Here is a 14,587-nt window from a genome sequence, read left to right as displayed (position 1 = left end):
GTCCTAAAGGGTTGTTCAAGACTAGAACGTTGATAGGCAGGGTGTGTAAGTGCTGCGAGGCATTGAGCTAACCTGTACTAATTGCCCGTGAGGCTTAACCATACAACACCCAAAGGGTTTTGATGGACTCAAAGCAAGAACATAATTGAATGTGTATTAAAGAACTTTTATTAGCTTTCCRRATTAATTTTGCCTTYAGYTTTTAATAAAAGCTGAAAGTAAAAGAAGAATTTGCTTGGCGACCATAGCGTTGCGGACCCACCTGATCCCATGCCGAACTCAGAAGTGAAACGCAGTAGCGCCGATGGTAGTGTGGGGTTTCCCCATGTGAGAGTAGGACATCGCCAGGCTTTGAACAGACATCTATTTGAAGCACAACTTAGGTAAGACTTTAGATAGAGCCACTGCGGAGTGGTAGTTCAGTTGGTTAGAATACCGGCCTGTCACGCCGGGGGTCGCGGGTTCGAGTCCCGTCCACTCCGCCACTTATTAAAAAGCCTCGTCAAATGACGAGGCTTTTTTGAATCTATCATGTTGATTTATTGAGTCAATTGGCATAGATTAGAAACAGTTTAGGGGTGTAGCTCCAATTGGCAGAGCAGCGGATTCCAAATCCGCGTGTTGGGAGTTCGAATCTCTCCACCCCTGCCATATTCAAAGGCTCTGACTTAGGTCAGGGCCTTTTTCGTTTTATCCCTATGCCGCTCCAACCCATCAGTGCTACTAAAGCTAAAGAATGTTCTTAGGAACGATGCGATGCAGCTTTACGCCAACCCTTTTGGTTACGCTGACTTCATTATCAGGGTTAAAGTCTTTCGTTATCCGCCATGCATTCTCAGGTTCCATTTCCATCCTCATCGCTTGTGACACGTGCTCGGTGATCTCTGGTGAGTGGATAATAGCAAAGCTCTCTGTGTTCAAATGAGCGCTACGTGGGTCAAGATTGTAGGTACCAACGACGGTAACTGTGTCGTCAATCGTCATGCTTTTAGCGTGGAGACCAAAGATAGGTGTGGTTGGCAGTTTCTTGTACATATGCTCGGTCATTACCCGCTGCCTAACCTCGGCATCGGGTTTAAACTCATAAACCTCTACACCCGTGGCCAAAAGCTGCTTCCGGTTTCTCTGGTAACCACTAAACGCGGCGAGGTTGTCATTGGAAGCTAGGCTATTGGTTAAGATCTTTATTGAAATGCCCTTTTCAACCAAACTGCGTAGAAACTCACGATCCTTTTTAGTCGTCACCAGATAGGGAGTTTGGATCAAAATTGATGCTTGTGCGCTTTCAGCGAGATCAATTAGCTTGTCGCGAGTGATGCTACCCCCACCTAAGAAGGTCTGACGATCGTTCTTACCTGGCTTATCGGCGATGTATTCAACTTTATCAACGAATAAGAATTTTCCCTCTTTAGACAGTGCCTTAAAGGTCTCTGGTACCTTATCTATTTCAGCTCTTATCTCAGGATGAAAATGTTTCGGATTACAGGCATAGGAGTGCAACCGTGAAAAGTCTGGGTTGCTGTCATAGGGATTGGATTTGAATAGATCTTCGACAGGGATACTGAGCGGGCTACTCCAGTACTGCTCAAAGGAGGTGTCGATCTCTTCAACCGCTTTGCCTGCGAGAAACACATCTCTATCGCGGAAGTTATACTCGTGGTCGAAGCCGAAGTATTCGTCAGCAATGTTTCTGCCCCCAGTAATGGCCACTTGGTCATCGACTAAAAAGACCTTGTTGTGCATTCGCTGATTGATACCGTGGAAATCAGTTAAGACTGTCGTCATCTTCTGCACGATGTTTTTGCCAATATTCGCGTTAGGGTTGTATATCTTTATTTCAAAGTTGTCATGAGCGGCCAACATGAGTAGCTCATCCCCTTTAGCGGCGAGCATGATGTCATCCACCAATACTCGAACTTTAACACCTCGTTCAGCCGCTCTGACAAGATAGTCGGTGGCAATTAAACCGACGTTATCAACTGAGAAGATAAAGTACTGCACATCGATGGAAGTTTCTGCCCGCTCGGTCAACCAAGCTCGAGACATCATCGCTTCTGCCCCTTGCTCCAAGACATAAACACCTGTACTGCTCTTTATTTCAGTCTCGAAAGGTTGAGTATAGTGAGATAGCGGCAGGTGCTCTTTGTTGGAGAGTTCTGCGCAATAGTCCTTCTCAGATAAGGGCACACTATCTGGAGCAGACGTACAACCCAATAGCACTAGAGATGTACAAGCGATAACCGTTCTTTTGAATGTGAGCATAAGACAATGAGCCTATTGAGCAGAAAACTAACCATATAGTATCGGTAACTTGGGTAATAAAGTATCCCAACGATGTTATCCCACGGAGCCTTATTAAGGTTGAATGTAGACCTTCTCTGCGACTTTCCAGAATGCGGAAAGCAGTGGGTTATCGAGATTCGAACGTTTACACACCACTCCTAGCTTGAATGGCTTGATGGGCTCCAGTTTCAGACGCTGGATCTTGTCTCTAACCGGACTGTTGACGATAACGACCTCTGGTGCAATGCCCACGCCACATCCCAATGCCACCATGCTAACAATGGCTTCGTGACCCGATACTTGCGCATAGATGTTGGGCTTAATGCGCATCTTTTTAAACCAGAGATTAGCTCTTTCGCGAGCGGTACCCGCTTCTGGGACGATAAACGGGATCTTACTCCAGTCTGGCATACCATCAGTAAGCTCAGAACCAAAGCTGCTGACTCCTACTGGTGCTATGACGGATAGTGGGATCTCACTGATGGTCTCAAACTCTAGTCGTGCCGGAAGCAGTTCGGGCAAAGCAGAGATAGCAATGTCGGTTTCATCATTCATGACCTTGTCTATTGCTTGCGCGGGATCGCCTGTTGAGAGCTCAAACTCTATGTAAGGATAGAGCAGCCTGAACTCTGCCAATAGTTCGGGCAGATGGCTGTAACTTGCGGTGACTGAACAAAACAGTCGTAACTTGCCGCGAAGTTCTTGTTCACCATGTTGGCTGTCTGATTGAAACTGTTGCCATTCGCTCACGATGTTGACGGCGATAGGCAATAATTTCTTGCCAGCTGGCGTCAGCTCTACCGAGCGGTTGTCACGCAAGAACAGGCTTTGATGTGTGTCTTGTTCTAGCTTTTGAATTTGTCGGCTTAAAGCAGATGCACTGATGTGCATTGCTGTTGCGGTTTTGCTAAAGCTTTTACTTTCACAGAGGTGAATAAAAGCTTGGAGACTTTTTATATTCATATTACTTAGGATAAATGTAGTTGCATTAATTGCAATCACAACTTGTGAATATTTCACTTTAAGCAACTTAAAGTCTGTTTTAGTATGAAGTCATTCGATGATAAGCATCGGCACTATGGATAGAATTCAACAGGAGAGCCCAACTATGGCTAACTATTTTAATACTCTAAACTTGCGTCAACAATTGGACCAACTAGGTCGTTGTCGTTTCATGGATCGTTCTGAATTTGCTTCTGAAGCGGATTACCTGAAAGGTAAAAAAGTAGTTATTGTCGGTTGTGGTGCGCAAGGTCTTAACCAAGGCCTTAACATGCGTGACTCTGGGCTTGATGTTTCTTATGCTCTTCGTCAAGCAGCGATTGATGAACAGCGTCAGTCGTTTAAGAATGCGAAAGATAATGGTTTTGTTGTTGGTAGCTATGAAGACCTTATTCCCCAAGCAGACCTCGTGGTTAACCTAACACCAGACAAACAGCACTCTAACGTCGTTGAAACGGTGATGCCGCTTATGAAGCAAGGTGCTTCTCTAGGTTACTCTCACGGTTTTAATATTGTTGAAGAAGGCATGCAGATCCGTGAAGATTTGACGGTAGTAATGGTTGCACCTAAATGCCCTGGTACCGAAGTTCGTGAAGAGTATAAGCGTGGCTTTGGTGTTCCAACACTGATTGCTGTTCACCCTGAGAATGACCCTCAAGGTGATGGTCTAGAGATTGCTAAAGCCTGGGCTGCGGCAACAGGCGGACATCGCGCAGGTGTTCTTGAGTCTTCTTTTGTTGCTGAAGTTAAATCTGACCTTATGGGTGAGCAAACTATCCTATGTGGCATGCTTCAAGCCGGTTCGATTGTTTGTTATGAAAAAATGATCGCAGATGGCATCGAAGAAGGCTACGCGGGTAAGTTGCTACAGTATGGTTGGGAAACTATTACAGAAGCACTCAAGTTTGGCGGCATCACTCATATGATGGATCGTCTGTCGAACCCTGCAAAAGTTAAAGCTTTTGATTTATCAGAAGAACTTAAAGACCTAATGCGCCCATTGTATAACAAGCATATGGACGACATTATTTCTGGTCACTTCTCTAGCACGATGATGGCAGATTGGGCAAATGACGATGCGAATCTATTTGGCTGGCGTGAAGAAACGGGTGAAACAGCATTTGAAAACTACCCATCAAGCGATATTGAAATTTCAGAGCAAGAGTACTTCGATAACGGTATTTTGATGGTAGCGATGGTTCGTGCTGGTGTTGAGCTTGCATTTGAAGCGATGACAGCGTCGGGCATTATTGATGAGTCTGCATACTACGAATCGTTACATGAGTTACCACTTATTGCTAACACAGTTGCTCGTAAGCGTCTGTATGAGATGAACGTTGTTATCTCTGATACAGCAGAATATGGCAACTACCTATTTGCCAACGTTGCAACACCATTACTTCGCGAGAAGTTCATGCCTAGCGTAGAAACGGATGTAATTGGTCGTGGTCTAGGTGAAACATCTAACCAAGTGGACAACGGCAAGCTGATTGAAGTAAATGAGGCTGTACGTAATCATCCAGTAGAATACATTGGTGAAGAGCTACGTGGTTACATGACTGACATGAAGCGTATTGCTGTTGGTGGTTAAGTGACTACCTAGCATTAAGTAATAAAAAAGGCTTACCGAGAGGTAAGCCTTTTTATTTATCTGAAACCACAGAGGTGGCATCGATAGTTCGGACAGTGATGTTATTTTTCCGATAGCTTTTGCTCTAACTCTGCAAGCTTCTGTTCCATTTCGGTTAGCTTCTGGCGAGTGCGTAGCAGCACTTGGGTTTGTACATCAAATTCTTCCCGGCTTACAACATCAAGCTTGTTGAGTTGGCCTTGAATAACCTGACGAACTTTTTGATCAACATCGGTGCCGAGCTCTTTGACAGGCTGAGGCATAGAGTCGTGGATCTGTCTGGCAATTTGTTCTAGTTTCTTTGGGTCAAACATTTCAATTAGCTCCTTTGCAGTTACTCAACATTTTATGTAATTCAGTTAAGATTGTCGCCAATTTAGGCAATAAAAAAGGCCACAATGTGGCCTTTTAGAGTTTAGTCATTTGTAGAGAAGATTATTTGTTGTCCGCGAGTTCTCGATGAGCGGCTTTCGCTTCATCAACGCGAGCTAACTTTTCTAAATCTTTGTCCTCAACAAATGTCGGTAGGGGTTTGTGTTTCTCTGCAAGGTACGTATAAATTACTGGAAGAACAAACAGAGTAAACAGTGTACCGATAGCCAATCCAGATACGATAACAATACCGATACTGAAGCGTTGTGCTGCCCCTGCACCTGTCGCATACATGAGTGGAATAAGGCCAGCAATCATCGCTGCTGTTGTCATCAGTATTGGACGTAGACGTACTTTAGCGGCTTCTTTTACGGCATCCATACGGTTGAGTTTGTTATGCAGTTGCTCTTCTTTTGCTACTTCACAAATCAAGATACCGTGCTTAGTGATTAAGCCAACAAGAGTAATGAGACCTACTTGGGAGTAGATATTCATTGTTGCAGCACCCCAAGCAAGTGCAATCAAGGCTCCACAAATCGCTAATGGTACTGAAACCATGATAACGAATGGGTCTTTAATAGACTCAAATTGGATGGCAAGTACTAAGAAGATGATAGCAAGAGCAAGGCCAAAGGTTGCATATAGCGCGCTACCTTCAGTTACGTACTGTCGTGCTTCACCCATATAGTCATGACTGTAACCATTTGGCAGCTTGTTCTCTGCTACCGATTCAAACCAAGTAATAGCATCACCCATCGCCACACCAGGAGCCGGAACGGCGCCAACGGTTGCTGAGTTTAGTTGGTTGAAGTGAGGCAGCGAACGAGGCTCAGCAACGACATCAATGGAAATAAGACTTCCTAGCGGAATAGCTTGCCCATCAGCAGAGCGAACAAAGTATGTGTTCATAGACTCTGGGTTTAGACGATACTTACGCTCTACCTGTGGAATAACTTCATACGAACGACCATTTAAATCGATACGGTTAACGTATCCATCAGCCATCATTGTACTCAGCGTTACACCAATATCTTGCATCGTTACGCCATAGGCACCTGCCATATCTTTATCGATATTGATTTTCATCGTGGCAGAGTCATAGTTAAGATCTAGCGTTGAATATACGAACTGAGCGTTCTGTTGAACATCAGTCCAAACATCAGAAGCGATGGTAAATAGGCTCTCAAAGCTGTTTGGCGTAGTAATGACAAACTGAATCGGTAGACCAGAGCCTGCGCCAGGCAGTTCAGGCATTTGGAAGGCTGTCACCGCCATTCCAGGAACATTGCTGACCAGTTGACCTACACGGTTCGCCACTTCTGCCTGACTTGCTTCACGTTGGCTCCAAGGAACCATGGAAGCAATACCAAATGCTTGGTTTGAATTAGGCACGCCCGTAAAGACTTGAGCAAACTGAACTTCAGGCTGTTCAGTTAAGATCTGATTGACGTCGTTCATGGTGTTTTGTAAGTAGTCGAGGTTAGCGTTAGACGGGCCTGTACCCATCAACATGACTACGCCTTTATCTTCCGATGGTGCCAGTTCACTAGGAATGAACTTGAACAATAACGGGAGGCTGGCAAACACAATGATCGCAAAACCAATGATGACAGGTCTATGTAACATCACTGCCGAAAGCATTTTTTCGTAGCGTGCCGTCATCTTGTCTAAAACATGATGTACTTTTTGCTCAAATTTGCTTGGCGTTTCGTTGGCTTTTAGTAGCTTAGAACACATCATTGGCGATAGGGTTAACGCGATAATCCCTGAAATGAATACTGCTCCAGCAAGGGTCAAAGCAAATTCTTTAAACAAGGAACCAGTAATACCACCCATCAATGCAATTGGGGCATATACGGCACCTAGTGTTAATGTCATTGCGATGACGGGTACGGCGATTTCACGTGTACCAATGATCGCTGCACGGAACGGTGACTCACCAAGTTTAATGTGTCGATCGACGTTTTCTAGTACAACGATCGCATCATCAACCACTAGGCCGATTGCGAGCACCATGGCAAGTAGCGTCATTAAGTTCCAAGAGAACCCAATAGCTTGCATGATCATAGCCACACCAATCAACGATAATGGAATCGTCACGATTGGAATTAAAACGGCACGGAATGAACCTAGGAACAACGTAATAACCACCAAAACAATTAACGCTGCTTCAAGGATCGTCTTTATTACTTCTTGAATGGATTCGTTAATGGCCACGGTTGAATCGTACATGACGTTCATTTTGATGTTGCTTGGTAAGTTCTTCTCTAGATCAGGAAGAAGCTTCAGCACATCTGCAGCGATGTTAATCGGGTTAGCACTTGGCGCGGCATTGATAGCGGTAACCACCGCTTCTTGTCCGTTAGCACTCGCACGATAGACATCATGGCTCTTTTCTAGCGTTACCTTAGCGATATCGCCTAAACGAGTGACTTCACCATCGTCAGCCATAACGACCAAGTTACTTAACTCTTCAGTATTCGATACTTGGGTGTCGGCACTGCCGTTGTAAAGAACAAACTCACCAGTAGCTTGGCCCGCTGCCGATTGGTAGTTATTCGCGTTAAGGACATTCATAATGTCCGTTGCGGTTAACTTGAGCGCCGCCATTTTAAGCGGATCAAGCCAAACACGTAATGCGTATTTCATGCCGCCATACATGTCGACTTTAGATACACCATTTACCGTAAAGAGCTGTGGGTTGATCACTCGCTCTAGGTAATCGGTAATCTGGCTTGATGCAAGTTCATCACTCGTAAAACCAATATAAAGTACCGCAGTTGTAGAACCGGTAGACATGGTTACGGTTGGATCTTCAGACTCACGAGGAAGCTGGGAACGCACCGAGTTGGTTTTTGCCAAAATATCGGACAGCGCCGCATTGGGATTCGTATTGAGCTTCATCGTGACTGTAATGGTGGATTTACCCAATACAGATTGTGATGTCATGTAGTCAATATTATCGGCTTGCGCGACAGCTTGCTCCAGAGGCTGCGTAATAAAGCCCTGGATTAAGTCAGCACTTGCACCGTAGTAACTCGTTGTCACGGTTACTACGGTATTCGTCATTTCTGGGTATTCACGTACCTGCATTTTGAAAACTGCTTGCAAGCCAAGCAAGGCAATCAAAAAGCTGATGGATACCGCAAGAACAGGACGTTTTATGAAAATATCAGTAAAACGCATTTTGCCTCCAATTACAGCATCGGTGTTTTAGCAGGGGGAACAGTCGCGTCGCTTTCAACAATGCGAACTTTAGCGTCATTGTTTAAACGAACTTGGCCAGATGTGACCACGACATCATTGGCTTTTACTCCCTCAAGGATGTGAGCGATATCACCTGTGCGTTCACCCACTTTAATCACTTGTTGCTTAACGCGTTGTTCACCGTCTACATCTTCAACAATATAAACATTGTCGCCATAGAGCGTGAAAGTAATCGCAGTTTGAGGCAGAGTGACTTGGTTTTCTAGTTTTGGCAGAATGATATTGGCACGCGCAAACATGCCGCTACGTAGACGCCCGTCATTGTTGGGAATGTCAGCCTGCACTTGAATCAAACCACTTTGAATACTAACCGCAGGTTCAATAGCGCTAATTGAGCCTTTAAAGGCTTGATCAGGGTATGCATCTACAAAGATATCGACATCTTGTCCAATTGAGATTCTTGAAAAGTCAGTTTGTGGCACGGTAAAGCGCAGCTTCATGACACTGATGTCTTCCAAGCGAACGATTTTATCACTTGGTTGTAGGTATTGGCCTAGGAACACATTACGAATACCGACTACGCCAGCAAATGGTGCTTTGATTTCACGGCGGTCAATAGATGCCTTTAAGCTTTCAATATCAGCAGATAGCGAATAGTAGTTCGCTTCCGCTTCGTCATAAGCTTCTCTAGAAATAGACCCCTTTTTATAGAGTCCCTGATAGCGCTTATACTTGGCTTTAGCTGCTGGCAATCGGGCTTCGGCGCTTTTTAGGTTGGCCTTTTCAACATCAGAATCGAGCTTTAACAGTTCTTGGCCGACTTCAACTTGAGAGCCAGATGTAAATGAAATACTGTCGATAACACCACTTGTTTCTGTCGTTAGCGTGACACCTTGGTTTGGTTCAACAAAACCGATCACTTCAATAACAGGAACCCAGTCAACAGGTTTGACAGTGGTTGCTGTGACAGGGAACTCAGGCTCTGGTCGGTTAGCCAGGTATTCAGCAATTTTTTGCTGCTTAAACATGTTAAATCCTATCACGCTACCGAAAAGTAGTACGGCGATAAGAAGCATGAAAAATGTCCACTTTTTCATTCTGACGAAAACTCCAAATTAGTGTTTTATTATTGCATCCCAACTGGCTTCAATCGCAGATTCTAGCGCGTTGTCATCCAGTTGATATAATCCGAGAGCATGCTTTCTGGCAAGCGAAACGCTGGCTTCTAAGCTTAATCCCGAAAGGATTTCATTATCGAGGTCTTTGAAAACCCCTTGTTTCTTTCCTTCAGTGAATAGGTTGTCTACTTGGGCAAACAATTTTCGTTCTTGTTCCCGAGTTGCCTGATTATTCTTTGAAGGAATAGAATCGTATTGGGCACGAGTCTGTAGTGAATCATTATTTGAGGCTGCAATCCGCCATATGTTTAGCCACATGGTTCGATATTGCACCTTGAGTGGTTTATCGGCTTCAACGCCAACTTGTACTGCTTCGGCCATACAAGACACGACATGAAGGCGAAGTTCATCAAGCAGGTGATCTTTGTCATTAAAGTAGCGATAAATCGTTCCCGCAGCGACGCCAGCCTCGTTGGCAAGTTTTTGCATTGATATGCCTTGGATGCCAACCTCTGCGACCATTCTTTGCGCCGCTTCTAGTATTTGTAGCCGTTTGTCTTTTTGGTTCATTATGCTCATCAATCATCCGCAATTAGTGAATGAACGTTCATTCATTATAAAGCAATTGCCCTATATTTATGCAACTTATTTTTAAGCTATGTTCTATAAAATTAAAGAAAGACAGACATAGCGTGGCATCTTATCTTACAGCGGTCTATTATGTGCCCGTTACAAATCCGTAGTAGTGAGTGCAATAATGAAGCTGAACCCACAGCAAGATATGGCTGTAAAATACGTCTCTGGACCTTGTCTCGTTCTTGCTGGTGCAGGTTCGGGTAAAACTCGTGTGATTACTAATAAGATAGCTCATCTTGTACAAAACTGTGGTTACAAGGCGAGAAATATCGCAGCAGTGACCTTTACCAACAAGGCGGCTCGAGAAATGAAAGAGCGGGTTGGTCAGACGTTGGGTAAGAATGAGTCAAAAGGCTTATTGGTTTCTACCTTTCATACCATGGGACTCAATATTATTCGTCGTGAGTACAAAGCGCTGGGCCTTAAAGCTGGCTTTTCGCTATTTGACGATCAGGATCAGCTCGCACTATTGAAAGAGCTCACAGAGCAGCAGCTTGACGGTGATAAAGATCTGTTGCGTTCCCTGATGAGTGCTATTTCAAACTGGAAGAATGACATGTTATCGGCAGAACATGTCAAAGGAGCCGCTCGCTCAGAGCAAGAGCAATTATTTGCCTTTTGCTACGAGATGTACCTAGAGCAAATGAAAGCTTACAACGCCTTGGATTTTGATGATCTGATCGCGATGCCGGTTTTGCTGCTAAAGAACAATGAAGAAGTTCGCCAGCGTTGGCAGAGAAAAATTCAGTACCTTTTGGTGGATGAATACCAAGATACCAATACTAGCCAATATGAATTGGTGAAACTGCTTGTTGGCGAGCGTTCGCGTTTTACTGTCGTGGGTGACGATGACCAATCGATCTACTCTTGGCGAGGAGCGAAACCACAAAACCTCATCTTGTTGAGTAAAGACTTCCCGAGTTTAAAGGTAGTCAAGCTCGAGCAAAACTATCGTTCAACGAGTCGAATCCTACGTGCGGCGAATATCCTAATAGCAAATAACCCTCATATTTTCGATAAATCGTTATTTTCCGAAATCCCTGATGGTGAAAAACTAAAAGTCTTGAAGGCTAAAAATGAAGATCATGAAGCGGAGAGAATCACGGGTGAGTTGATTGGTCATCGCTTTGTTAATCGAACTAACTATAAAGATTATGCCATTTTGTATCGAGGTAACCATCAATCAAGACTGATTGAAAAGGTATTGATGCAAAACCGAGTGCCATACAAAATTTCTGGTGGCACCTCATTTTTTGCGCGCGCAGAAATAAAAGACATCATGGCTTATCTTCGAATTTTAGTGAATCCGGCTGATGATAACGCTTTCTTGCGTATTGTGAATACACCGCGACGTGAAATTGGTCCTGTTACCCTGCAAAAGTTAGGCAGCTACGCCAATATGCGTGGCAAAAGTTTGTTTGAGGCAAGCTTTGAATTGGGTTTGGAGCATCACTTGTCAGGTCGGGGGCTAGAAAACCTGCGCCGCTTTACTCAATGGATAGTAAAAATTAGTGATAATGCCGAGCGCGGCAATACAGTTGAAGCTGTTCGATCATTGGTGCGTGATATTAAATACGAAGATTGGCTGTATGAAACTTCTTCAAGTGCAAAAGCGGCGGAGATGCGTATGAAGAACGTATCTGATCTTTACTCGTGGATTGTCGCTGACTTGGAAGGGGATAATTATGATAAAGAAGAGAAGTCACTGAAAGAGGTGGTACAGCGCTTAACTTTGCGAGACATGATGGAGCGTGGTGAGGATGACGATGATAGTGATGCGGTTCAGTTAATGACATTGCATTCATCGAAAGGACTCGAATTTCCTTACGTTTACCTACTGGGTACAGAAGAAGGTATTTTGCCTCACCAAACCAGTATTGATGAAGAGAATGTCGAAGAAGAGCGTCGTTTGATGTATGTCGGTATTACTCGAGCACAAAAAGAATTGACGTTCTCGCTGTGTAAAGAAAGACGGCAGTATGGTGAGCTCATTAAACCAGAGCACAGCCGATTTCTTGACGAGTTGCCTTTTGATGATGTGGACTGGGAGCAAACTAAAAAGCCAGTGTCACAAGAAGAAAGAATGGAAAAAGGTCAAACACACATCGCCAACATCCGGGCCATGTTCAACAAAAAATAGCATTGCTTCCCTATTGACAAAAAAGGGGAGCATCAAGAAGCAAAAGGCAGCTCTGTGGAGCTGCCTTTTCTATTTTGCCTATAAACCTGCGATCATATGTTCGATTGCATCGACAATCTCGTCATCTGAGCAGTCCATACATGACCCTTTCGCTGGCATGGCGTTGAAACCATTAATTGCGTGGTCTTTTAGTACATCCTTACCTTGGGCGATTCGTGGAGCCCAATCTGCAGCGTCACCCGTTTTAGGTGCGCCACTAATTCCAGTCGAGTGACAAGCGGTACAGAACATGCCATAAACTGCAGCACCATCCCTAGGACCTGCTGGTTCAGCCGCAACAGGTTCGCTGCCTGCTAGGTATACGTTTCCGACAGGCTTAATACGTTCAGCAATGGCATCGTATTCAGCTTGGTTTACATCCGCTGCAAAGCTAGCGGTAGAAAAAGTTAGAGCGGCGCACAACACCGTTAAGATTTGACGAGACATATCCATTAAACTCACTTTACTATCCAAAGGTGGCAAGTCGTAGCTTGCTTGGGTTTATTATGATTCTTGGTTTATTCTGCATTGAGACTTAACGGCTGTTAAATCAATGTAAATATTGGGTGATTATATCCTGTTAACTTGTTGCAATAAACAACAAGTTTTCAGCTTCACGGGGTGAATCACATCGCATACTGGTTCTTTTAAGCCAATAACTGCTGAAAAAGACGGCAAACAATAAAAAAAAGTAAAAAAGTGCTTTACGCCATAGTGTGATATCCGTATTATTCCACTCCGCCGATAGGGCATGCGCCTGTAGCTCAGCTGGATAGAGCGTTGGCCTCCGGAGCCAAAGGTCGAAGGTTCGAATCCTTTCAGGCGCGCCATCCGGACTAACAAATTGGCGAAAGATATAATGGTGGCTATAGCTCAGTTGGTAGAGCCCTGGATTGTGATTCCGGTGGTCGCGAGTTCGAATCTCGTTAGCCACCCCATTATTTGGTAACCTCGGTTTCCAGTTTCGATTGTTACAATCGGGACGAAACGTTCGAAAGAACATTGTCGGTGAATAGCGCAGCTTGGTAGCGCATCTGGTTTGGGACCAGAGGGTCGGGGGTTCGAATCCCTCTTCACCGACCACTATTTCAGTTAAAGCCTAGTGCTTTAACAAAGCAAAATTAGTGGTGGCTATAGCTCAGTTGGTAGAGCCCTGGATTGTGATTCCGGTGGTCGCGAGTTCGAATCTCGTTAGCCACCCCATTAATTAGGTAGCATAGCTTCCTCTTACGATAACATCGTAGAAAATATTGTCGGTGAATAGCGCAGCTTGGTAGCGCATCTGGTTTGGGACCAGAGGGTCGGGGGTTCGAATCCCTCTTCACCGACCACCATTAAGAAACCTCGTCGAAAGACGAGGTTTTTTTTCGTCTGCAATTTAACGAGAGTTCGGGAAAGAAGTGCATTCAGAATGGGAGAGGCGTAAGACGTGTGAGGCTATACACGGTGTTCTTGCCATGCGTTGAGGTGTTTATACGGAATGTAGAAAAAGTGATTGGTAGCGGTTAGGTAATGACTAGAGTTGGAAATACCGCTATAAACGAAACAAGTTGCATCCGTGCAAACTTGGTAGGTTAAATGGAAGCTAGAACTTGTAGCTTAGACCTAAATTGATGGACTGGGCATCAAAATGCTTGTGGTTTGATAGTTTCATTAATTCAACATTTGCACCAAGAGAATTAGTGAAGTTGTACTGAGCCCCCACACCGTAAGAAAATGAGTTAATGGTTTTTTTATTGCTGTTTGCGGCAAAGCCTGCTTGTTTTAAGCGAATGTTATTAACGCCGGCAAGGCCATAGAGCTCAATGCTGTCAGAGACATTAAACTTCATTTTTCCGTAAATCCCCGTTTGATGGTCGACAGCTAAACCTTGCCCATTTTTCTCTATTTTACCGCTGTCACGACTATGGCGAAGTTCGGCGCCAAACATTGAATTAAAATCATATCCCGCCTTTAAGCCTAAAGAACGGAAATTGCCCTTAACTTTTTCTGTTTTTTTCTCTTCTTTAAAGTTATCCGTGTTTGATGCTGACATAGCCCCTAAATACGTACCCACATAGAAGCCAGAATCACTTGATGCCAAGGCTGGTGCAGAGATAGCGGTTGCTAGGGCTAGAGTTGTAGCGGTTTTCAATGTTACTTTTTTCATATTTTCCTCAT

General features: G+C 44.4%; 10 protein-coding genes, 7 tRNA genes and 2 rRNA genes. 11 read left to right on the top strand and 8 right to left on the bottom strand.

Annotated features, from left to right (window positions below; translation table 11 throughout):
- From L4D05_RS21160 to L4D05_RS21145, 4 genes are all read left to right on the top strand, one after another.
- Positions 1–102: ribosomal RNA gene (locus L4D05_RS21160) — 23S ribosomal RNA — on the top strand; the annotation flags it as partial.
- Between the two features lie 132 nt (positions 103–234).
- A 5S ribosomal RNA gene (rrf, locus tag L4D05_RS21155) occupies positions 235–350 on the top strand.
- Between the two features lie 58 nt (positions 351–408).
- Positions 409–485 (top strand) — tRNA-Asp (locus L4D05_RS21150).
- 89 nt (positions 486–574) lie between these two features.
- Positions 575–651 (top strand) — tRNA-Trp (locus tag L4D05_RS21145).
- Between the two features lie 78 nt (positions 652–729).
- Here L4D05_RS21145 and L4D05_RS21140 read toward each other — a convergent pair.
- Positions 730–2,262, bottom strand: a complete 1,533-nt coding sequence (locus L4D05_RS21140; RefSeq protein ID WP_428795204.1) for a phospholipase D family protein — start codon at positions 2,260–2,262, stop codon at positions 730–732.
- A gap of 93 nt (positions 2,263–2,355) precedes the next feature.
- The gene (gene ilvY, locus L4D05_RS21135; RefSeq protein ID WP_428795203.1) at positions 2,356–3,246 is read right to left on the bottom strand and encodes an HTH-type transcriptional activator IlvY; all 891 of its coding nucleotides are present in this window, start codon (positions 3,244–3,246) and stop codon (positions 2,356–2,358) included.
- A gap of 145 nt (positions 3,247–3,391) precedes the next feature.
- Here ilvY and ilvC point away from each other — a divergent pair, with 145 nt between their 5' ends.
- Positions 3,392–4,876 (top strand): ketol-acid reductoisomerase, encoded by a 1,485-nt coding sequence (ilvC, locus tag L4D05_RS21130; RefSeq protein WP_428795202.1) that lies wholly within the window; start codon positions 3,392–3,394, stop codon positions 4,874–4,876.
- 101 nt (positions 4,877–4,977) lie between these two features.
- Here the strand turns inward: ilvC and ubiK are convergent, their stop codons facing one another.
- From ubiK to L4D05_RS21110, 4 genes are all read right to left on the bottom strand, one after another.
- The gene (ubiK, locus tag L4D05_RS21125; RefSeq protein ID WP_265675119.1) at positions 4,978–5,229 is read right to left on the bottom strand and encodes a ubiquinone biosynthesis accessory factor UbiK; all 252 of its coding nucleotides are present in this window, start codon (positions 5,227–5,229) and stop codon (positions 4,978–4,980) included.
- 121 nt (positions 5,230–5,350) lie between these two features.
- Positions 5,351–8,473, bottom strand: a complete 3,123-nt coding sequence (locus tag L4D05_RS21120) for a multidrug efflux RND transporter permease subunit (RefSeq protein WP_428795201.1) — start codon at positions 8,471–8,473, stop codon at positions 5,351–5,353.
- An 11-nt stretch (positions 8,474–8,484) separates the two neighbouring features.
- Positions 8,485–9,591: an efflux RND transporter periplasmic adaptor subunit gene (locus L4D05_RS21115; protein ID WP_428795200.1), complete on the bottom strand. Its 1,107-nt coding sequence runs from the start codon at positions 9,589–9,591 to the stop codon at positions 8,485–8,487.
- A gap of 18 nt (positions 9,592–9,609) precedes the next feature.
- Positions 9,610–10,191 carry a TetR/AcrR family transcriptional regulator gene (locus L4D05_RS21110; protein WP_428753917.1) on the bottom strand — a complete coding sequence of 194 codons (582 nt, stop codon included), beginning with the start codon at positions 10,189–10,191 and terminating at the stop codon, positions 9,610–9,612.
- Between the two features lie 178 nt (positions 10,192–10,369).
- Between L4D05_RS21110 and rep the strand changes: the two genes are divergently transcribed.
- Positions 10,370–12,388 carry a DNA helicase Rep gene (gene rep, locus L4D05_RS21105; protein ID WP_265675123.1) on the top strand — a complete coding sequence of 673 codons (2,019 nt, stop codon included), beginning with the start codon at positions 10,370–10,372 and terminating at the stop codon, positions 12,386–12,388.
- Positions 12,389–12,466: 78 nt separating this feature from the next.
- Here the strand turns inward: rep and L4D05_RS21100 are convergent, their stop codons facing one another.
- A complete protein-coding gene (locus L4D05_RS21100; protein WP_428753915.1) occupies positions 12,467–12,880 on the bottom strand; it encodes a c-type cytochrome in 414 nt (137 codons plus the stop codon).
- A 300-nt stretch (positions 12,881–13,180) separates the two neighbouring features.
- Here L4D05_RS21100 and L4D05_RS21095 point away from each other — a divergent pair.
- The 5 genes from L4D05_RS21095 (at position 13,181) to L4D05_RS21075 (ending at position 13,758) form a co-directional block, all read left to right on the top strand.
- A tRNA-Arg gene (locus tag L4D05_RS21095) sits at positions 13,181–13,257 on the top strand.
- Between the two features lie 32 nt (positions 13,258–13,289).
- A tRNA-His gene (locus L4D05_RS21090) sits at positions 13,290–13,365 on the top strand.
- A gap of 68 nt (positions 13,366–13,433) precedes the next feature.
- A tRNA-Pro gene (locus L4D05_RS21085) sits at positions 13,434–13,510 on the top strand.
- 44 nt (positions 13,511–13,554) lie between these two features.
- A tRNA-His gene (locus tag L4D05_RS21080) sits at positions 13,555–13,630 on the top strand.
- Positions 13,631–13,681: 51 nt separating this feature from the next.
- A tRNA-Pro gene (locus L4D05_RS21075) sits at positions 13,682–13,758 on the top strand.
- 254 nt (positions 13,759–14,012) lie between these two features.
- On the opposite strand, the gene L4D05_RS21070 is transcribed toward L4D05_RS21075, so the two are convergent.
- Entirely contained in the window at positions 14,013–14,576 is a 564-nt protein-coding gene (locus tag L4D05_RS21070) for a porin family protein (RefSeq protein ID WP_428795199.1), read from the bottom strand.
- Positions 14,577–14,587 lie beyond the last annotated feature (11 nt).

The sequence above is a fragment of the Vibrio nomapromontoriensis genome (assembly GCF_050337205.1).
In the GTDB taxonomy this organism is placed as follows: Bacteria; Pseudomonadota; Gammaproteobacteria; order Enterobacterales; family Vibrionaceae; genus Vibrio; species Vibrio nomapromontoriensis.
Note: the sequence above shows the minus strand (reverse complement) of the source record. Positions and strands in the feature narration are given on the sequence as shown.

Bases quoted from the DNA above. Each gene is read 5' to 3' on its own strand.
- L4D05_RS21140 (WP_428795204.1), bottom strand. From the start codon at position 2,262: ATGCTCACATTCAAAAGAACGGTTATCGCTTGTACATCTCTAGTGCTA.
- ilvY (WP_428795203.1), bottom strand. From the start codon at position 3,246: ATGAATATAAAAAGTCTCCAAGCTTTTATTCACCTCTGTGAAAGTAAA.
- ilvC (WP_428795202.1), top strand. From the start codon at position 3,392: ATGGCTAACTATTTTAATACTCTAAACTTGCGTCAACAATTGGACCAA.
- ubiK (WP_265675119.1), bottom strand. From the start codon at position 5,229: ATGTTTGACCCAAAGAAACTAGAACAAATTGCCAGACAGATCCACGAC.
- L4D05_RS21120 (WP_428795201.1), bottom strand. From the start codon at position 8,473: ATGCGTTTTACTGATATTTTCATAAAACGTCCTGTTCTTGCGGTATCC.
- L4D05_RS21115 (WP_428795200.1), bottom strand. From the start codon at position 9,591: ATGAAAAAGTGGACATTTTTCATGCTTCTTATCGCCGTACTACTTTTC.
- L4D05_RS21110 (WP_428753917.1), bottom strand. From the start codon at position 10,191: ATGAGCATAATGAACCAAAAAGACAAACGGCTACAAATACTAGAAGCG.
- rep (WP_265675123.1), top strand. From the start codon at position 10,370: ATGAAGCTGAACCCACAGCAAGATATGGCTGTAAAATACGTCTCTGGA.
- L4D05_RS21100 (WP_428753915.1), bottom strand. From the start codon at position 12,880: ATGGATATGTCTCGTCAAATCTTAACGGTGTTGTGCGCCGCTCTAACT.
- L4D05_RS21070 (WP_428795199.1), bottom strand. From the start codon at position 14,576: ATGAAAAAAGTAACATTGAAAACCGCTACAACTCTAGCCCTAGCAACC.